Genomic DNA, 20,088 nt, shown 5'->3' with positions numbered 1-20,088 from the left:
CAAGCTTTTTTACGGCTGAAGGGTTGCCTTGGGCTTTCTCCGAACATGTTTGAAGTCGCAGGCGAATTGGTTGGCTGTCGTGAATCAGTGGATAGTTTGTCGATGAAAATGATGGCTTGCATTCCTGTTTTCATTATTAGCAGAAATTGTAAAAGAGACAGCTATGCAATAATGAGGAGTAAAAATATAGTTTTATGATAAATTAGGTTAATTGGCTTGCAAGTTACAAAAAATTTGTCAAGCAATTTGACTTAAAAAGGTCTGACTTTTGGTTAATTGCTTCTTAAACTGGTTGTAGTTCTTTTTTGGTTGTGGGCTCCTCCGGTGGCAGGGATTCCAGTTGCTCCCGTATTTCACGCTGAACGATGGATCGGTACTCCAGGAAGTGCTCATTGTGGGCAAGCACCACAAGGAACTGTTCCAGCAGTGCAGGATTCTGGCGGGCCATGCCGATCATGTAACGCCAGAAGCGGCTGCGAGTGTTGCGTTTGACGCCCTGCCGCCAAACAACGATGCTGAGAGCTTTGATATCGGTGAATGTGGGTAATTTGGCTGTCCCTTTCCAGCGTGGTGCGCCCATCTTCAGGTAGTAGCTGTACACCCGATCCATGTAGGCATTCGGCTCGTAAAGCGCGCAGAACGCCTCCACATATTCATTGGCAATGTCGCGAATCGGCCGGGTGGGTTTGAAATTGAGCAGGTTGGTTTGATTCACCCCTTTGGCCGCGTCCTCACCCTGGATCAGCCTGCCTTCTCGCTCCAGTCGAGCCCAGAGAGCTGTTTTCGGCAGGGCCTGCAACATCCCCATCATCGCGGCGGGAATACCGGTACGCGTCACGAAATCAACGATGCGGCGGCCCGCTCCATCCTTCTCACCATCGAAACCGATGATGAAGCCCGCCATCACACGGATTCCGTTGGCGGTGATCCGATCCACGGCCGCATCGAGGGGATTGCGGGTGTTTTGGATTTTTCTTGCGGTTTCCAGACTGGCTTCATCGGGCGTTTCGATGCCGAGGAACACACTTTCAAAGCGTGCTTCATGCATCATCCGCATCATCTCCTCATCGTCGGCCAGATCGACGGAGGCTTCGGTGGCGAAGCTGAACGGGTAGCCCCGTTCCTCCTGCCAGATGCGGATCTGAGGCAAAAGCAGCTTGGCGTTGCGTTTGTTGCCGATGAAGTTGTCGTCTACCAGGAAGATCGAACGGCGCCAGCCCAGATCGTGCAGATACTGAAGTTCGGCGATCAGCTGTTCAGGAGTTTTGGTGCGCGGCTTGCGGCCATAGAGAACGATGATGTCGCAGAACTCGCAGTTGAACGGGCAGCCCCTTGAGAACTGCACGCTCATTGAGTCGTACGCATCGAGCTGCAGTAGATCGAAGCGTGGAATCGGCGTTGCCGTCACATCAGGTTTGTCACCTTCCGCTGTGAACCGGCCACCGGTTTCACCACGCTCCAGTGCTTCCAGGAACATCGGCAGGGTGATTTCGCCCTCGTCGAGCACCTTGAAATCCGCCTGATCAAGCTCGGGCGCATCCGGGGTGGAACTGGCGTAGGGCCCGCCAACGGCCACAGGAAGTCCGCGCTCCTTTGCGCGGGAAATCTGAACGGCCATATCGTCTTTCTGGACGATCATTCCGGAGATGATCACCATCTCGGCCCAATCCCATTCCGCTTTGGTGACCTCGCGAACGTTGCGATCCACCAGCTTCATCTCCCATTCCTGGGGCAGCAGCGCTGCCACTGTGCACATCCCAAGGGGAGGGAGCAGAACCTTTCGGTTCACGAGCTCGAGGATCTTCTCGTAACTCCAGAAGGTCTTCGGAAACTCGGGGTAGATGAATAGGGTGCGCATGTCAGCGGGCCGATAGGGATTGGGGTCCGGTGAGCCCGGGATGCAATCACCTGCTAAATCAGGTGACATCAGTCCATGAACACTAAGCGCAATGCCAAGACTCCAGCCTGAACTCTGATCTAATAGTGGTCACCTCTTTACTTGCACATGGCCGTAGGCATCTATTTGGGGTTCGTTGCAACTGGTCTGGTCACTGCTTTTGTGCTCACAAAACTCCTCAAGGGAATCAAGTTGATCTGACCGGCGCCAGCAGTTGATCACCGCGGCGCTTGATCCAGATGACTGCGACTGCGGCACTCACACCCCCTGTCAGGGCAAAGGCCGTCGATAAATCACTCACGGAGACGAGCCCTGCAACGAGGAGCCCGCTCAGCCCTCCACCGCCCAGAAAAGCGATCTGGCTCAAACCTGCCATCCGTCCCCGCATCACCTGAGGTGACCCGATTTGGGTGATCAGATTGCAACTGCTCAACAGTCCAGCGGTACCGGCACCGATCAGAAACGCCATCACAAGACTGAAACCAGCATTGGGAGATCGCGCCATTCCCATTTGGGCCACCGCAGTGATTAGGCCGAATCCGGCCAGTGTTTGAAACGGGCGTCTGCAGAACACCGCACTGTTCCGTTGCAGCACCACGCCGCCGGTGATGCTCCCTGCCGCAAGAACACTGGTGAAGAGTCCAAGGTCCGTCGCCTTGTCGCCGAGGAGTTCAAAGGCGATCAGGGGTGCCAACCCGGGATGGAAGAAACCCACCAAGCACAGCAGGGCCGTAAGCATGAGTACACCACGCAGCGTGCTGCCGCAGCTTGTCCAGGCATTCACCAGGCTGGCCTGCGCCCCCTCGGCACTGCGGACTTCACGGCTGCGGTCTGGCCTCAGCAGAAACATCACACTGGCGATTGGTAGCAGATAGCTCGCGGCATCGATGCCGAGAGCCCAGGCCTGGCCCGTGGCAACCACGAGCCAGCCTCCGATGGGGGGGCCAACCAGCTTGCCCACGTTAAATACCACGGAGAAGCTGGTGAGGTACCCGGCAAGTTGATCTGATTCTTCAACCAGGATTGAGCAGTATTTGTTGCGAGCCGTCAGCTCATAGGTGCCGGCGATGCCCGCCAGCAAGGTGCTGGTAAGCAGCAGCACCACCTGGGCCGTACCGGTCAGCATCGGGATCGCTAGGGCCCCCAATGTGGCAGCTGCAAGCAAGGCCCACTGGGCCTGAATCAGCACCCGTTCACAACCAATGCGATCGGTCCGAACCCCGGCTGGCCCGCTGATCAACAGGCTCGGCAAGGACAGGGCCGCGAAATTCAGGGCCAGAACAATGGGGTCAACTCCCCCCTTCATCAGGATGTAGCCCTTGGCGGTGATCCCCGCGAAGGAGCCTGCGGTGCTGATGCCGGAGGCGACCAGGAACAGCTTGCGTTGTTGCTCTGGGCTCAGGGGGAGTCGGGTCAAGCGTGGGCTCTTGCTGCCGCCACCATGGCGCGTGCGCCCACGATCCTGCCGCTTAGGTCATAGATGTCGGCCCCTGTGATCTCAACGGGAACAAGCATTCCGGGTGCAGCCCGTTGGCCATCCTCCGCTGCCTGCACATGCACTTCACCATCCACCTCAGGCGCGAATCGGGCGCAGCGGCCAATCATCTCCCCGGTATCTGGGTTGAGCTGCTCGATCAGCACGTCCACAGTGCGGCCCACCCAGCGTTGGTTCTGCTCCGCTGAGATCGATTGCTGCAGAGCCATCAAGGCATCCTTGCGGCCTTGCGCCACCTCTGGATCCACGCGGGCTGGCAGGTCGGCGGCAGCCGTGCCGTCTTCCGGAGAGAAGGTGAACACCCCCACATGATCAAAACGCTGGCTGCGTAGGAATTCCGCTAGATGCTCAAAGTGTGTTTCGGTTTCACCAGGGAATCCCACGATCAGCGTGGTGCGCAGCACGGCATCGGGGAGCTGCGCACGGATCTGATCCAGCAAACGTTCATTCACATCCGCTTGCCAGGGCCGGTTCATCGCCCGCAACACCTCCGGGTGGCTGTGCTGCAACGGCAGATCCAGATAGGGCACAACATTGGCGACCTCCCGATAAGCGGCGAGCACGTCTGGCGTGAGGCCGGTTGGGTAGGCGTAGTGCACGCGGATCCAGGGGATCTCCACCTCACCTAGGGCCCTCAGCAGTATTGCCAGTTTGGGTTTGCCATAAAGATCGAGGCCGTAATTGGTTGTGATCTGGCTGATCAGGATCAATTCCTGCACCCCCTGCTCTGCCAGCTGGTGCGCTTCCGCCACGATCGATTCGATCGGTCGACTTCGCTGCTTGCCACGCAGCTTTGGGATGATGCAGAACGCACAGCGGTAATCACAGCCTTCCGCCACTTTCAAGAAGGCCACGGCCTGATCAGTGGTGCGCTGACGCGGAAGATGTTCATCTCCCACAAAGGTGGGAACGGCGCTGACGCGGTTCACTCGTTCGCCCGCTTCCACCCGTTGCAACACCTCCACGATGTGCTGGTAGTCGCCGGTGCCGACGATCGCCTTCGCTTCAGGAATGGAGTCGAGAAGTTCATCCTGGAAATGTTGTGCCAGACATCCGGCGATGATCAGCTCCTTCCCCTGTTCAGCCAGGTCCACGAGGGTGCGCACCGATTCTTCACGGGCGTCCTGGATAAAGCTGCAGGTGTTTACGACCACCACGGCTGCATCACGCTCGTCGCTGCTGACCCCGTAGCCGGCATCGGCCAGCAGACCCACCATGTGCTCCGTGTCAACCCGGTTCTTTTCGCAGCCCAGATGGGCAAAGGCCACGGTCGGTTTGGTGAGAGAGCTCGTCATCGATGCACCGCGGGCCATTGCTCACCCTACGGAGACACCAACCGGCAGCTGATGCTGCCAAACTTCCACTATTTGAAAGCTTCGGATGGGCGCCACCCGTCTTTCCAGTCGTCGTCGCCAGGATCAGGGGTTCAAGTGGCCCCGCATTGTGATGGCCGTGCTGGCCACAATCGGAATTATTGATACCGGTTCCATCACCCTGAAGCGCTGGGGTCTGCTCGGCGATCTCAATTGTCCGATGGGTGCCGATGGCTGCGACAAAGTTCTGAACAGCGCCTGGGGAACGGTCGCTGCAGATATTCCGCTGTCGTTTGTGGGTCTGCTTGCTTACATCACGGTGTTGTTGCTGGCCGTGCTGCCGCTGCTTCCTGGCCTTCAGGAGAACAAGGCGGACCTGTCGCGGCGCACCTGGTGGGGGCTGTTCGGTGTGTCTCTCGGCATGGCTGTGTTCAGCGGTGTTTTGCTGGGCTTGATGGTGTTCAAGATCCAGGCCTTTTGTTTCTTCTGCGTCCTCTCCGGTGTTCTCTCCCTTTCGCTGTTCATCCTTTCCGTTGTGGGTGGTGGTTGGGATGATCTGGGTCAGTTGATTTTTCGAGGGATTCTTCTTGCCCTGGCTGTGTTGATGGGGGGGTTGATCTGGTCGTCCGTTCTTGACCCTGAGCGTGCTGGTGCACCGTCTCTTGATCCAAGCGCAGCGAAGCCTGTCGAAAGTGTGAGCTCACCGGCAAAGCTGGCTCTGGCTCAGCACCTGGCCAGCACAGGAGCCGTGGTCTACACCGCCTATTGGTGCCGCCATTGCCACGACCAGAAGGAGATGTTTGGGAAGGAGGCGGTTGCGGCGCTCACGGTGATCGAATGTGCACCGGATGGGCAGAACAACCAGGCCCAGCTCTGCCAAAGCAAAGGTGTTCAAGGATTCCCCAGCTGGGAGATCGACGGCAACCTTGATTCAGGTGTGAAACCCCTTGAGGAGCTGGCTCAACTCAGCGGTTACCAGGGCAGCACCGATTTTTGAGTCAGCTTCGAACCGGCCGGGTTCGAATGCCCTCCGCCCTACTCTGCCGCGTATGGCATTGCCATTGCGGTAGGGGGCTTGGGGCGTCGGTTCGAAAATGCCCCCCGCGGCTTTCTTTCCTGAACAGGCAGGCCTCCAGCATCAGACGGCTGACCAGCAACCGGTGACTGAAATCCAGCAGCAGGTTCAGGTCGCGCCGTGATCCCCCCTCCAGAGTCATGGTCTGAAAAGGCTGGAGTTGGTCTTGGGCTTGAAGAAGTGGCTGAGCATCCAACAGGCACCGGTCCACCCGCAGCTGATTCAAGGCATGCGTCATGCCTCGAACCGAGCGGTCCACTCCCACTTCTTTCCAACAAAGTTGTCGCAACCGTTCGATCCGTTCGATCAGACCGGTGGGGCTTTCGTCGGTCCGCAGCGGATGGTCACAGATCAGCGGTGCTGTCCCTGTTGGGCCCTGCTGCTGCGGCTCGAGCTCGATCGCAGTCATTTGGTTGGCAAACACCAGGCATTCCATCAGTGAGTTGCTGGCCAGGCGATTGGCACCATGCAGGCCGGTACAGGCCACTTCCCCCACGGCATAAAGCCCAGGCAGGCTGGTTGCGGCCTGTAGGTCTGTTGCGACACCACCCATCCAGTAATGGGCCGCCGGTGCCACAGGAATGGGGCGCTCGAGTGGGTTGAGTCCGAATTCACCGCAGCGATCAAGGATGGTTGGGAAGCGGGCTTCCGCTCGCTCACGCTGGATCGGCGAAAAATCAAGCCACATCTGGCCAACGTTTTGGCGTTGCATGGATTGCACCAGTGCCCGACTCACCCGATCCCTGGGAGCGAGATCACGCTGTTCCAAATGGCTCACAGGACTTGATCCGGTGGCGTCCACCAACACCCCGCCCTCGCCGCGGACCGCTTCAGAGATCAGGAAACAGGGAGCATCCTCCAATCGAAGGGCTGTGGGGTGAAATTGAACGAACTCCAGATCCTCTACCGAGGCCCCTGCTTGCCAGGCGAGTGCCACGCCTTCGCCACAGGCCTGGGCGGGATTGGTGGTATTGGCGAACAGATGCCCACCGCCGCCGCTGGCCAACACCACCGCCCGTGCTCGGATCCAATGAAGCTTGGGTCCATCCAGCACCTGAACACCACAGCAGCGTTGGTCTTCAACCCAGAGCGCTGTGACCCGCACACCGCGGCGGTGCAGCAGTCCATCCCGTTCTTCCAGGCGATCCTGCAAGACTTCCACCAGGGCTTTCCCGGTGCGGTCCTGCACATGCAGCACTCTGTGATGGCTGTGGGCTGCTTCGAGGGTTGTTGCCAGATCTGCACCATCCCGGTCGAAGGCCATTCCCAGGCTTTGCAGCCTCTCCACCACATGCGGGGCGCGGTCCACTAGCAGTCGCACGGCATCGGCGTCGCAGAGTCCCGCCCCGGCACGTCTTGTGTCTTCGGCATGGCTTTCGGCGCTGTCCTCCGCCCTGGTCACCGCTGCGATGCCTCCCTGGGCCCAGCGGCTGGACGAACGGCGCCCGGTGTTCCGGTTCAGCAGAAGTACGCTGAGATGCTTGGGGAGTTCAAGGCAACTCATCAATCCGGCTGCACCGGCACCCACGACAACCACATCCCAAGTGCAGGAGGGAATCGGGTCGTGGGAGCGGGGTGAATCCATCAGGAATCAAAAAAAACCGCCGGTTGTCCGACGGTTTCAAGTACCGAATTGTGGCCTGTCTCGTAGGACTCTTGCCGATCAGCGGTACTGCCCATCATTGATTCGGTCATCCCCTTCATTGAGGGCGATCGCTGGTGGAGTCACAGTGAAGTTGTCGCGGTACTTGCTGAACAACTCTTTCTGACGCTCACTCAGATCGAGTTCGAGAACATCGTCAACGCTGTTGTAGGGGCCACCCAGCACGATCTTCCCAGCCATGGTGGGATACATGCCAGGGAACTGCTGGAAGCGTCGTACTGACGAATTGTTCAGATCCACCTTGCCTTCACGCTCGGCGATCTTGTCGTCGACCACGTTGCGGATTTCATTTCCGGAATACTTTCCGACCAGATCGTCCTCTGCATGGACGCTCGCTGGAAGGGTGAGGCCTGCAATTAGGCCAGTCATCAGCACGACACCGGTCAGCCAGGTCAGAAGCCGCTTCATCACAACTCTCCGTCAGGAATCGGAACGGGGCATCCGGCATTGCCGGTCCCGGGAAGACTACAAGTCGGTTTCCCTTCCCAAGCTGTTGATCGCTAGAGCTTTTGCAGTTCGTTTCACTCAGATCAATCCACTCAGCCCTGGTTGAAGGAGTGCCGCCAACAGGAAGAGGCCGTCAATAAAGAGTGTTGTGGTGAGAACGGATGCCGTCATGGCATAGGTCTGAGAGGCTGTTGCACTGTTGAGGTCAAGCTCCTTAAGCCATCGGGAAGCACTCAGAAGTGACCCGGAAGCGGCAATAAGGATCAGCAGCTGCTGGGGTTTCATCAGCTGAGAGGCAGCCTCGTGGAGGAGCTGCGAAGCCTCCCCCAGAGGAGCATTTACAACAGCTGGCCAGAACGGCATAACGCCGGTGAGCGCCATGGTGAGATCGGTGCAGGCCGTGCCAGCTAGAGATGCAAGGTAAAAGGCAGCTGCCAGTCGCCATTTGCTGTTAAGACCGGTTAGTGCCAAAGGAAGTGCAAAGGCCTCGATCGGCAGATGGAGTAGTGGATGAGCCCGCATCCATCCCCAGAACACACAGCCCGCAAGCCAGCTGCCACTGAAGCCAACCAGCAGGGATCCGATTTCAGCTCGACGTTCGCAATTAGAACGATGAAGCAGCACTCCTGCGACAATCAAGACTGCCGTGAAGACAGCAGCTGAAAAAGGGTGGATGCGCACCCAGGGCGCCTGCAAAAATACGGGGAGGACAACCATGGCCGCTGCAAGCTGGGGCAGCGCAGTGGTCGTCTTGCGATCGGGAACTGTGTTGAGCCAGGTTCCACCGATCAACGTTGAACTCCTTGCGACGCGATAAAAGTCCAGGAACCTTAGAAGACATCTCCAAAGGCTGCGTCGGGCATAACGTCACCGCGTTCTGAGGACTCCATGGCCGATCCGGTGACACCCCTGAGCCTCCTTGAAGCCTGCTGGCGCGACCTTCTCTTGGGTGTCGTTCAGGGACTGACCGAGTTCCTTCCGATCAGCAGTACGGCCCATCTGAAGGCCGTTCCGGTGCTGCTGGGTTGGGGGGATCCCGGTGTGTCTGTTACCGCGGCGATTCAACTGGGGAGCATCGTGGCGGTGATCGCCTACTTCCGGGTTGATCTGCTTCAGGTGCTCCGAGGCATCTCTAGAGCCATGCGGCATGGACAGTGGCGTGAACCAGATGCACGCCTTGGGCTGGCCATGGCACTCGGCACAGTGCCGATCCTGGCCATTGGTCTCGGGATCAAACTGTTTTGGGATTCCGGTTATGAGACTTCCCCGTTGCGAAGCGTGCCATCGATCGCGATCGTCTCAATTGTGATGGCCGTTCTGCTGGCCCTGGCCGAGCGCTACGGCCCTCGGATCAAGCAGCTCACCGATGTAGCGGGCCGTGATGGTCTCGTGATCGGTTTGGCTCAGTGCCTCGCACTGATCCCAGGGGTGTCGAGATCCGGCAGCACCCTGACTGCGTCGCTGTTCGACGGCTGGCAACGTCCTGATGCAGCACGTTTTTCGTTTTTGCTCGGCATTCCCGCCATCACCATCGCTGGCCTTGTTGAACTCAAGGATGCCTTTGCCAGCAGTGCCAGCTCCGGTCCGCTGCCCTTGCTAGTCGGAATCAGCTCAGCCGCTCTTGTCTCCTGGCTGGCGATCGATTGGTTGCTGAAATTCCTGCAGCGCCATAGCACCTGGATTTTTGTGGGCTATCGCCTCGTGTTCGGTGTTGTGTTGCTGGTCTGGTGGTCCATTGACGGCGCAAACTGAAGTAAACGCCAGCAGCCCTTTGTGGAATGAACCTTCCGCCGGTGTCGCGGTGTCGGCATTGGAACCGGATCGCGCCAGTCGGCAGCCGAAGCCTGCTGTTGTGGATTCCGTTGAACCAGGCTCGATCGGAGCAGAGCTGGGGTTTGAACCCGGAGATCAGCTGCTCAGCATCAATGGCATTCGGCCCCGGGATCTGATCGATTACCGCTACCTCTGCGTCGATGAGGAGTTGCACCTTGAAATCTGCGACGCCGATGGGGTTCACCATCAGGTCGCCCTGGAGAAGGATGCGGACGATGGGCTCGGCTTGGCGTTCACCGAAGCGCTCTTCGATGGCCTGCGCCAGTGCAACAACCACTGTCCGTTTTGTTTCATCGACCAACAGCCCCCCGGTCGACGGGACAGCCTCTATTTGAAAGATGACGATTACCGACTGAGTTTTTTATACGGCTCCTACCTGACCCTCACCAACCTGACGGATGCCGACTGGGATCGCATCGCCTCGCAGCGTTTGTCACCGCTGTTCGTCTCGGTGCATGCCACGGAGCCGCAGCTTCGCTCTCGCTTGTTGAAGAACCCGCGTGCTGGTTTGTTGATGGAACAGATCGCCTGGTTTGCAGAGCGTGATCTCCAGATTCACGCTCAGGTAGTGGTGTGTCCTGGACTAAACGATGGGGAGGCATTGACGCGAACACTCACCGATCTATCCCGTTTCGCCGGTGGTGATTGGCCTGCTGTTTTGTCCGCTGCTGTCGTACCCGTCGGCCTGACCCGGTTTCGCCCCGCTGACGATGGACTGGTCCCGGTGAATCGAGCCTGCGCAGCTGCCGTGATCGCCAGTGTGGAAGCACGACAGTTGGAGTTCCAACGCATGCTCGGAACCCGTTTCGCCTGGCTGTCCGATGAGTGGTACCTGATGGCAGACCGGCCGCTGCCCCCTCGTCCTGACTATGAGGATTTGCCTCAGCAGGAAAACGGCGTGGGGAGCATTCGCGCGTTTCTCGAATCCCTTGATCAGGCGACGCAGGATTTGCCACCGCGCGTTGAAGTGTCCTGTCGCTCAAGCTGGGTCGTGGGCCGGATTGTCGACTGCGCACTTCAGTCGGTTGCCGATCGTCTCAACGCCGTGGAGGGGGTGTCCTTTCAGTTGATCGGACTGCCCAGCCCCTATTGGGGGCAAGATCAGGTTGTCACAGGTCTTCTCACCGGTCAGGACCTCCTCGATGGACTCGAGGGTCGGGATCTGGGGGATCAGCTTCTGTTGCCCTCGGTGATGTTGCGCCAGGGGCAGCCTGTTTTCCTGGACGACATGACGCTTGATGAGCTGCGCGAACGCCTGCCTGTGCCCGTACGGGTGGTGCATGGGGCGGCTGACATCGTGGCCTCTGCTCTCAGATCAGTAGGAAAAACTCCCTAAGCTCCGGCCAGATTTTGTTGTGCCGTGCGCCGCTTCACCGCAGCTTCCTGTCTTGTTGCGGGACTACTGGTGACTGGCGGTTCGTCCGCTTTTGCGCAGGCTCCTGAACAAGAGACCCCTGAACAGGACAACGCCACGTATCGGCATGATCAGGAGATCCTGCCGAATGCTATTTATCTGAAGGGTCCACGGCCCAAGGCTGATCCCTCGGCGCTTCCACCCGCGGCCACAACCCTTCCCGATGATGTAAAGGATCTCAAGGCTCCCCCCAGCCTCGCGCTGCCGAATCAATCGGAACAAGTTCGGATTCGGGAACTGCGTCCCCTCACCCTGGATCAGGCGCTTGAGGTTGTTGAAGTCAACAGTCCTTCGCTCAAAGCGGCTGCAAGCCGTGTTGATCAAGCCAAATCACGGCTGCGGGCCGCAATTTCCGCCTGGTATCCAACGGTGAGTCTTCAGGCCAACGGTTTTCCCCAATATTTCAAGAGTTACAGATATCGCAATCCTGAATTCACCAGGCGCACCATCCCTGCTCAGACTGGGCCGTTTGGCCAAGTCACTCCAGAGCGAACCATCGACGGTCAAAATGAGTTCTATGCCCGCCAGTGGGCCGTCAATTTTGGTGCTGCAGTCAATTGGAACATCATCGATCCGGCCCGGGTTCCTCAGATTGCTCTTGCCCGGGATAACTTCGAGAGAACGCGTGATGCCTATCTGATTGCCTTGAGAGATTTGCGTCTTCAGGCTTCAAGTGGCTATTTCGCGTTGCAGTCCGCCGATGAAGGCGTGCGTGTTGGTCAGGCTTCCGTCAAGGCGTCTCTGCTCAGCCTCCGCGATGCAAGGGCGCGTTTCAACGCTGGTGTCAACACCAAATTGGATGTGCTTGAAGCGGAAACGCAGCTCGCCGAAGACCGTAAAATTCTCACGGATTACCTGGCTCGTCAGGACCTCGCCAGACGCCAGCTGGCATTTCTGCTTGATCTTCCGCAGGATGTGACCCCTACAGCAGCGACCCCCCCCCAGCCACTCGGTTTATGGGAACCTTCGCTTCAGGAAAGCATCATCGCCGCCTACAACTACCGCGAAGAACTCGACCAGTTGATTCTCGATATCTCGATCAACAACAGCCGGGCCAACGCTTCACTCGCAGCGATTCAACCCGTCCTCACCTTTGTTAACAACTGGACCACCTCCCGCACAGACGGTCAGAGCGGACGAGGGTCTTGGGGTGCTGTGGATATGGATGACTATCAGTGGGATGTGAGCAATGCCACGTCCCTCCAGCTCCGTTGGAATTTGTACGACGGTGGACGCGCTCGCGCTGACTATCGCCAATCAAAACAAGCTGCTGAAGAGAGCGCCTTCAACTTCGCTTCCGAACGCGATTCCATCCGGCTCGAGGTGGAGCAGAGCTTCTTCGAGCTCAGGAAGTCCATCCAGAACATCCAGACGACCTCCAGTCGTGTTCTCACTTCAAGGGAATCCTTGCGTCTTTCTCTGCTTCGGGTTCAGGCCGGCGTCAGCACACAGCGAGAGGTGATCAACAATCAGCAGGATCTCACCAGGGCAGAGCTCGCTTACACCGATGCCATTCGCACCTACAACACCAGCCTTGCCGAACTGCGGCGTCGCACCGGTCTTGATGCTCTTCTTCCGTGCGGGACCCCCAATCGTCCTGCCACCAAGGCAGAGTCCGAGATCTCGGACATACCGATCGAGCCCACCTCCATCCCCTCGGCTTGCCCTGCGGTGATCAGTGCAGCTGACAATGTCGATGGCGATACGCTGCCAGTGCAACCTCTCTGGTGATGCATGTGCTCAGTTCCGACCAACTGGGCGCCATCCACAAACTGATCGACCGTGTCTCAGAGCGCCAGAGACAGGATTTCGGCCACATCGCGTCCGATGTCAAACCGGATGGCACGTTGATAACAGCTTGCGATCGCTGGAGCGATACAGCCTTCGTTGAGGGCATCTCGCAGATCGCACCCGGTGAAGGAGTCCTCAGTGAGGAGGGGTCGCAATCTGTCCCGCAATCTCGGGCTTTCTGGGTGGTTGACCCCTTGGATGGCACCACCAACTTTGCTGCAGGTATTCCCTATTGGGGGATTTCAGTTGCGCGATTTGTCGACGGTCGCCCCAGTGAGGTCTTCCTGGATGTACCAGCGATGGGTCAACGAATCGAGGGATTGCGTGGTCGTGGAGTGAGACGGAATGGCCAGGTCGTGACGCCGGAGACCCGGAAGGCCTCAAGGAGTGCGTGCGTGTCGCTTTGCAGTCGCTCGATACGTGTGTTGCAGAGGAAACCGGAGCAGAGATTTCCCGGAAAGATTCGCTTGTTGGGCGTTGCCAGTCTGAATTTGGTGAATGTGGGGATGGGTCAGACGTTTGGAGCGTTGGAGGCAAGTCCCAAGATTTGGGATTTAGCAGCTGCGTGGCTGGTGCTGGAGGAATTGGGCTGTCCGATCCGCTGGCTGGGGGAAGATCCGTCGGGTTTGCAGCCCGGTCAGGATCTGTCGCAGGCGAGTTTTCCAATGCTGGCGGCGGGGTCTTGGTCTGAGCTGTCGCGTTTGTTGCCGTGGGGTGAAGCGTTGGTGCTGAGTTGAAGCGTCGGAGCAGAAGGCTTTGCTTGCAAGGGACAAGGGGGAATGATTTGGGATGGTTGGGGCAAAAGGTTGCGCCCTCGTAGCAACGTGGTTTATAGTTTTGGACTGCGCAGGAGCTGCGAGGCTTGTGTGCAGTCTGAGGAGCATGGGGACGAAAGTCTTTGTGCGTCTTAGGGAACAGACAAGGCCAGAGGGAGCAATCCCCGGTGTTGTAGGTTCAACAAGCGGTTGGAAACGGCCGCTGAGGAACAGACAAGACCAGATGGAGCAATTCCACGGTGTTGTAGGTTCAACAAGCGGTTGGAAACGGCCGCGTTGATCAGCCAGCGCGACTCCTGAGAGGGGGAAGTGAACAGAGCTGATTGCACCTGGACAATTGAAAAGTTTAGGAACTGACGCTTTTATCGCGTTTGGTCTTGAGTTGATGTTTGATCAAACGAAAGTTTGGTGAGATGTGAATTGAAGGCTGAATGAAGAAGCGATAAAGGTGTGAGGTCCCGTCAAAAAATTTCGTTGCGTCGAAGTTATTCGCTGCAACGACAAAGTTTTCACGAGCTTTGTTGTTGTCGGTGTGCGAATGATGGAGCAACAACCGGATCTGAGATCCTGGAAAGTCACAGAACGAGAGATCTGAATGTGCACTCTTAAGAACCCTTTTTGTGTCAGCGAGAAGGAGGCATCAACTGCAATCAGTGTTGAACTGAGATGTGGGTGAGGCAATTCATGTTGAGTAATTTGAGCGAGAGATTGTTCAAGTTACAAGAGGATATGAACTACAACGGAGAGTTTGATCCTGGCTCAGGATGAACGCTGGCGGCGTGCTTAACACATGCAAGTCGAACGAACCTTCGGGTTAGTGGCGGACGGGTGAGTAACGCGTGAGAATCTGCCCTCAGGAGGGGGATAACGGTTGGAAACGGCCGCTAATACCCCATATGCCGCAAGGTGAAATGAATTTCGCCTGAGGATGAGCTCGCGTCTGATTAGCTAGTTGGTGTAGGTAATGGCTCACCAAGGCATCGATCAGTAGCTGGTCTGAGAGGATGATCAGCCACACTGGGACTGAGACACGGCCCAGACTCCTACGGGAGGCAGCAGTGGGGAATTTTCCGCAATGGGCGAAAGCCTGACGGAGCAACGCCGCGTGAGGGATGAAGGCCTCTGGGCTGTAAACCTCTTTTCTCAAGGAAGAAGATCTGACGGTACTTGAGGAATAAGCCACGGCTAATTCCGTGCCAGCAGCCGCGGTAATACGGGAGTGGCAAGCGTTATCCGGAATTATTGGGCGTAAAGCGTCCGCAGGCGGCCTTTCAAGTCTGCTGTTAAAGCGTGGAGCTTAACTCCATCATGGCAGTGGAAACTGTTGGGCTTGAGTGTGGTAGGGGCAGAGGGAATTCCCGGTGTAGCGGTGAAATGCGTAGATATCGGGAAGAACACCAGTGGCGAAGGCGCTCTGCTGGGCCATCACTGACGCTCATGGACGAAAGCCAGGGGAGCGAAAGGGATTAGATACCCCTGTAGTCCTGGCCGTAAACGATGAACACTAGGTGTCGGGGGAATCGACCCCCTCGGTGTCGTAGCCAACGCGTTAAGTGTTCCGCCTGGGGAGTACGCACGCAAGTGTGAAACTCAAAGGAATTGACGGGGGCCCGCACAAGCGGTGGAGTATGTGGTTTAATTCGATGCAACGCGAAGAACCTTACCAGGGTTTGACATCCTGCGAATCTCTTGGAAACGAGAGAGTGCCTTCGGGAGCGCAGAGACAGGTGGTGCATGGCTGTCGTCAGCTCGTGTCGTGAGATGTTGGGTTAAGTCCCGCAACGAGCGCAACCCACGTCTTTAGTTGCCAGCATTTAGTTGGGCACTCTAGAGAGACCGCCGGTGATAAACCGGAGGAAGGTGTGGATGACGTCAAGTCATCATGCCCCTTACATCCTGGGCTACACACGTACTACAATGCTACGGACAAAGGGCAGCAAGTTCGCGAGGACAAGCAAATCCCATAAACCGTGGCTCAGTTCAGATCGTAGGCTGCAACTCGCCTACGTGAAGGAGGAATCGCTAGTAATCGCAGGTCAGCATACTGCGGTGAATACGTTCCCGGGCCTTGTACACACCGCCCGTCACACCATGGAAGTTGGCCACGCCCGAAGCCGTTACTCCAACCCTTGTGGAGGAGGACGTCGAAGGTGGGGCTGATGACTGGGGTGAAGTCGTAACAAGGTATCCGTACCGGAAGGTGCGGATGGATCACCTCCTAACAGGGAGACAAACAACGATTTTGATGCCTGAGTATTTTTATTCTTAGGCCGAAATCCTGTCACCTTAGGTCGATCGGTACCTCAGATTTGAAATCAAGATGATGCAGAAATGTGTCGTGCTTGATGGAGATTTTCAGTTCCTAAACTTTGTCTAGGTCACACCCCAAAAGGGATGAGACTCCTGGGCCATTAGCTCAGGTGGTTAGAGCGCACCCCTGATAAGGGTGAGGTCCCTGGTTCAAGTCCAGGATGGCCCATTCGGTGTTGGGGGTTTAGCTCAGTTGGTAGAGCGCCTGCTTTGCAAGCAGGATGTCAGGAGTTCGAGTCTCCTAACCTCCACTGACCGAACTTTATCCCTATCTCCAAATTGTTGGAGTTGAGCTCGATTGGAGTGTGATTTAGATATGTCCGCTGGATGTGAACCCAGCTTCCTGTCATTCTGAAGATCAGGATGCTTTCAATGAAAGTATTTTGATGTTGAGTTGATAAGATGCTGGGCTCAAATTTTAGTTTGTTGAGTAATCAGCAAGCTGAATTTGATGTCTAGCAGAACCTTGACAACTGCATAGGTAAGTCTGGAAAAAACAAAGCATCTCATGGATGCATTGTTTTGAGTTCAAGCTCTCGAAAGAGGGATTGAATCCATAACAATGAAAATTCTTTTGAGCAAGAGCCGAGACTCTTAAGCGTTCTTTGATTCGTGTCGAGCGAGTCAGAGTTTGATTTTGTTTTTTATTTCAGTGAAAACTGAATTAAAAAACATGAAAATCTGCTTTCAACGGCGGTAAGCGTTTAAGAGGTTAATTGGTCAAGCTACAAAGGGCTCACGGTGGATACCTTGGCACACAGAGGCGATGAAGGACGTGGTTACCTGCGATAAGTCTCGGGGAGCTGGAAGCACGCTTTGATCCGGGAATTTCCGAATGGGGCAACCCCTAGTACGGCCAGCTGAATCCATAGGCTGGCACGAGCCAACCCAGCGAACTGAAACATCTTAGTAGCTGGAGGAAAGGAAAGTAAAAACGACTCCCTGAGTAGCGGCGAGCGAACGGGGAAGAGCCTAAACCGATGGTTTCGACCATCGGGGTTGTGGGACAGCAACGTGGATCAGGAATGTTAGGAGAAGTGTTTGAATGGCACGCCACAGAGGGTGAAAGCCCCGTAACTGAAAACTGAACTGACCTAGCTGTATCCCGAGTAGCACGGAGCACGTGAAATTCCGTGTGAATCTGCGAGGACCACCTCGTAAGGCTAAGTACTCCTGTGTGACCGATAGCGCAACAGTACCGCGAGGGAAAGGTGAAAAGAACCCCGGGAGGGGAGTGAAATAGAACATGAAACCGTGAGCTTACAAGCAATGGGAGCCCTACTCATAGGGTGACCGTGTGCCTGTTGAAGAATGAGCCGGCGACTTATAGGCACTGGCGGGTTAAACCGGAAATGGTGGAGCCATAGCGAAAGCGAGTCTGAATAGGGCGCTTGTCAGTGTTTATAGACCCGAACCCGGGTGATCTAACCATGGCCAGGATGAAGCTTGGGTGATACCAAGTGGAGGTCCGAACCGACTGATGTTGAAAAATCAGCGGATGAGCTGTGGTTAGGGGTGAAATGCCAATCGAACCCGGAGCTAGCTGGTTCTCCCCGAAATACGTTGAGGCGTAGCGTCTGATGCTCCAGCAGGGGGGTAAAGCCACCATTTCGGTGCGGGCTGCGAGAGCGGTACCAAATCGAGATGAACTCTGAATACCCTGTGTGTAGTCAGGCAGTCAGACTGTGGGGGATAAGCTCCATGGTCAAGAGGGAAACAGCCCAGACCGCCAGCTAAGGTCCCCAAATCAACGCTAAGTGATAAAGGAGGTGGGATTCCACAGACAACCAGGAGGTTTGCCTAGAAGCAGCCATCCTCAAAGGAGTGCGTAATAGCTCACTGGTCGAGGGATCCTGCGCCGAAAATGAACGGGGCTAAGCGTTGTACCGAAGCTGCGGATTTATGGTAGGGGAGCGTTCCATACGGGGCGAAGCGTTAGCGTGAGCGGACGTGGACTGTATGGAAGTGAGAATGTCGGCTTGAGTAGCGAAAACATGGGTGAGAATCCCATGCCCCGAAACCCTAAGGGTTCCTCCGGCAGGCTCGTCCGCGGAGGGTTAGTCTGGACCTAAGGCGAGGCCGAAAGGCGTAGTCGATGGATAACAGGTCAACATTCCTGTACCGGTCATGTTTTGGGAAGAGGGACGGAGAAGGCTAGCCAAGCCAGACGTTGGTTACTGGTTCAAGCGTTCGAGGCGTTGAGGAGCGGCGAAAACGTTCCGAGCTGAGGCGTGAGTACGAGCTGCTACGGCAGCGAAGTTGGTGATGTCAAGCTTCCAAGAAAAGCTCTATACCCGTTAAGGCATGACTGCCAGTACCCGAAACCGACACAGGTGGGGTGGTAGAGAATACCGAGGGGCGCGAGGTAACTCTCTCTAAGGAACTCGGCAAAATGGCCCCGTAACTTCGGGAGAAGGGGTGCCAGCGAGAGCTGGTCGCAGTGAAGAGGCCCAGGCGACTGTTTACCAAAAACACAGGTCTCCGCTAAGTCGCAAGACGATGTATGGGGGCTGACGCCTGCCCAGTGCCGGAAGGTTAAGGAAGCCGGTCAGCGTAAGCGAAGCTGGCGACTGAAGCCCCGGTGAACGGCGGCCGTAACTATAACGGTCCTAAGGTAGCGAAATTCCTTGTCGGGTAAGTTCCGACCCGCACGAAAGGCGTAACGATCTGGGCGCTGTCTCGGAGAGAGGCTCGGCGAAATAGAATTGTCTGTGAAGATGCGGACTACGTACACCCGGACAGAAAGACCCTATGAAGCTTTACTGTAGCTTGGTATTGTGCTCGGGCTCTGAATGCGCAGGATAGGTGGGAGACGTTGATCTCATGCTTGTGGGTATGAGTTAGTCACTGGTGAGATACCACTCTTTCAGAGCTAGGGTTCTAACGTTCACCCGTTATCCGGGGAGCGGACAGTATCAGGTGGGCAGTTTGACTGGGGCGGTCGCCTCCTAAAAGGTAACGGAGGCGCGCAAAGGTTTCCTCAGGCTGGTTGGAAATCAGCTGACGAGTGCAAAAGCAGAAGGAAGCTTGACTGTGAGACCTACAAGTCGAACAGGGACGAAAGTCGGCTTTAGTGATCCGACGGTTCTGAGTGGAAGGGCCGTCGCTCAACGGATAAAAGTTACTCTAGGGATAACAGGCTGATCTCCCCCAAGAGTTCACATCGACGGGGAGGTTTGGCACCTCGATGTCGGCTCATCGCAACCTGGGGCTGAAGTCGGTCCCAAGGGTTGGGCTGTTCGCCCATTAAAGCGGTACGCGAGCTGGGTTCAGAACGTCGTGAGACAGTTCGGTCCATATCCGGTGTACGCGCAGGAACATTGAGAGGATTTCTCCCTAGTACGAGAGGACCGGGAGGAACGCACCTCTGGTGTACCAGTTATCGTGCCAACGGTAAACGCTGGGTAGCCATGTGCGGAGTGGATAACCGCTGAAAGCATCTAAGTGGGAAGCCCACCTCAAGATGAGTGTTCCCATGGGGTAACCCAGTAAGGTCACGGGAAGAACACCCGTTGATAGGCTCTACGTGGAAGTCCAGTAATGGATGCAGCGGAGGAGTACTAATAGACCGAGGGCTTGACCAACATTTTGGTTCTTGCCTGAAGACTCAATTCTTTGTTTGATTCAGACGCGCAGCGTAAGCTTGCAGATCCTATGCAGTTCTCAGGGTTCAACCTCTGAGAATGTTTCTATCCTGGTGTCCATGGCGATGTGGAACCACTCCGATCCATCTCGAACTCGGTTGTGAAACGCATCAGCGGCGACGATATTTGGGGGGTAGCCCCCTGAGAAAATAGCTCGATGCCAGGTAAAACATTTTTTCAACAGTCAGAAACATCATGATGAAAGACGTTGGTAGTTGCTGTCACTCTTTCGGAAAAGATGAACGTAGCCACCTCATGATCGAGGTGGCTTTCTTAATGTCTTGATCCACGCCCTTGAAGACTTGTTTGTCCCAGGGATCACTGGTCTCGTGGGCTCTGCTGTGGAGTGGTGTTTGACCATGTAGCGTTAAAGCAAGAAAGATCTGGCGCGTGCCTCATCGCCGTTTCAAATTTCGTCCGGCGCTCCTCA

General features: G+C 56.4%; 12 protein-coding genes, 2 tRNA genes and 3 rRNA genes. 10 read left to right on the top strand and 7 right to left on the bottom strand.

All coding sequences use genetic code 11. The features are described from left to right. Positions 1–283: 283 nt before the first annotated feature. From SIB64_RS00085 to rimO, 3 genes are all read right to left on the bottom strand, one after another. Positions 284–1,858 (bottom strand): B12-binding domain-containing radical SAM protein, encoded by a 1,575-nt coding sequence (locus tag SIB64_RS00085; protein WP_413442789.1) that lies wholly within the window; start codon positions 1,856–1,858, stop codon positions 284–286. A gap of 226 nt (positions 1,859–2,084) precedes the next feature. Continuing rightward, positions 2,085–3,314, bottom strand: coding sequence for an MFS transporter (locus tag SIB64_RS00080; protein ID WP_413441330.1), 1,230 nt, complete (start codon positions 3,312–3,314; stop codon positions 2,085–2,087). Next, on the bottom strand, positions 3,311–4,705 hold the full coding sequence (gene rimO, locus SIB64_RS00075) for a 30S ribosomal protein S12 methylthiotransferase RimO (protein WP_413441329.1): 1,395 nt from the start codon (positions 4,703–4,705) through the stop codon (positions 3,311–3,313). Before rimO ends, SIB64_RS00080 begins: the two co-directional genes overlap by 4 nt. A gap of 67 nt (positions 4,706–4,772) precedes the next feature. On the opposite strand from rimO, the gene SIB64_RS00070 reads away from it, so the two are divergent. Next, positions 4,773–5,702 (top strand): vitamin K epoxide reductase family protein, encoded by a 930-nt coding sequence (locus tag SIB64_RS00070; RefSeq protein ID WP_413441328.1) that lies wholly within the window; start codon positions 4,773–4,775, stop codon positions 5,700–5,702. 1 nt (position 5,703) lies between these two features. Here SIB64_RS00070 and nadB read toward each other — a convergent pair whose 3' ends face one another. The 3 genes from nadB to SIB64_RS00055 all read right to left on the bottom strand — a co-directional run bounded on the left by nadB (position 5,704) and on the right by SIB64_RS00055 (position 8,682). After that, entirely contained in the window at positions 5,704–7,365 is a 1,662-nt protein-coding gene (nadB, locus tag SIB64_RS00065) for an L-aspartate oxidase (protein ID WP_413441327.1), read from the bottom strand. Between the two features lie 78 nt (positions 7,366–7,443). Next, positions 7,444–7,851: a photosystem II complex extrinsic protein PsbU gene (gene psbU / locus SIB64_RS00060; RefSeq protein ID WP_413441326.1), complete on the bottom strand. Its 408-nt coding sequence runs from the start codon at positions 7,849–7,851 to the stop codon at positions 7,444–7,446. A gap of 117 nt (positions 7,852–7,968) precedes the next feature. Next, positions 7,969–8,682, bottom strand: a complete 714-nt coding sequence (locus SIB64_RS00055; protein WP_413441325.1) for a DUF3120 domain-containing protein — start codon at positions 8,680–8,682, stop codon at positions 7,969–7,971. Between the two features lie 96 nt (positions 8,683–8,778). Between SIB64_RS00055 and SIB64_RS00050 the strand changes: the two genes are divergently transcribed. From SIB64_RS00050 to SIB64_RS00035, 4 genes are read left to right on the top strand one after another with little or no spacing between them, the layout of a single operon-like run. Then, complete coding sequence (locus SIB64_RS00050; RefSeq protein ID WP_413441324.1) at positions 8,779–9,642, top strand: undecaprenyl-diphosphate phosphatase; 864 nt, start codon at positions 8,779–8,781, stop codon at positions 9,640–9,642. A 19-nt stretch (positions 9,643–9,661) separates the two neighbouring features. Further along, positions 9,662–11,059, top strand: a complete 1,398-nt coding sequence (locus tag SIB64_RS00045) for a TIGR03279 family radical SAM protein (RefSeq protein ID WP_413441323.1) — start codon at positions 9,662–9,664, stop codon at positions 11,057–11,059. A gap of 24 nt (positions 11,060–11,083) precedes the next feature. Next, positions 11,084–12,868: a TolC family protein gene (locus SIB64_RS00040; protein WP_413441322.1), complete on the top strand. Its 1,785-nt coding sequence runs from the start codon at positions 11,084–11,086 to the stop codon at positions 12,866–12,868. After that, entirely contained in the window at positions 12,868–13,665 is a 798-nt protein-coding gene (locus SIB64_RS00035) for an inositol monophosphatase family protein (protein WP_413441321.1), read from the top strand. Before SIB64_RS00040 ends, SIB64_RS00035 begins: the two co-directional genes overlap by 1 nt. A gap of 170 nt (positions 13,666–13,835) precedes the next feature. On the opposite strand, the gene SIB64_RS00030 is transcribed toward SIB64_RS00035, so the two are convergent. Beyond that, positions 13,836–14,033 carry a hypothetical protein gene (locus SIB64_RS00030; protein ID WP_413441320.1) on the bottom strand — a complete coding sequence of 66 codons (198 nt, stop codon included), beginning with the start codon at positions 14,031–14,033 and terminating at the stop codon, positions 13,836–13,838. Positions 14,034–14,440: 407 nt separating this feature from the next. Here SIB64_RS00030 and SIB64_RS00025 point away from each other — a divergent pair. From SIB64_RS00025 to rrf, 5 genes are all read left to right on the top strand, one after another. After that, positions 14,441–15,926 (top strand): 16S ribosomal RNA (locus SIB64_RS00025). A 183-nt stretch (positions 15,927–16,109) separates the two neighbouring features. Next, positions 16,110–16,183 (top strand) — tRNA-Ile (locus tag SIB64_RS00020). A 9-nt stretch (positions 16,184–16,192) separates the two neighbouring features. After that, positions 16,193–16,265 (top strand) — tRNA-Ala (locus tag SIB64_RS00015). A 467-nt stretch (positions 16,266–16,732) separates the two neighbouring features. Next, a 23S ribosomal RNA gene (locus SIB64_RS00010) occupies positions 16,733–19,598 on the top strand. A 109-nt stretch (positions 19,599–19,707) separates the two neighbouring features. Beyond that, a 5S ribosomal RNA gene (gene rrf, locus SIB64_RS00005) occupies positions 19,708–19,824 on the top strand. Together the 16S, 23S and 5S rRNA genes with 2 tRNA genes alongside form the textbook arrangement of a ribosomal RNA operon. Positions 19,825–20,088: the final 264 nt, after the last annotated feature.

The sequence above is a fragment of the Synechococcus sp. MIT S1220 genome (genome assembly GCF_047303025.1).
GTDB lineage: Bacteria > Cyanobacteriota > Cyanobacteriia > PCC-6307 > Cyanobiaceae > Parasynechococcus.
Note: the sequence above shows the minus strand (reverse complement) of the source record. Positions and strands in the feature narration are given on the sequence as shown.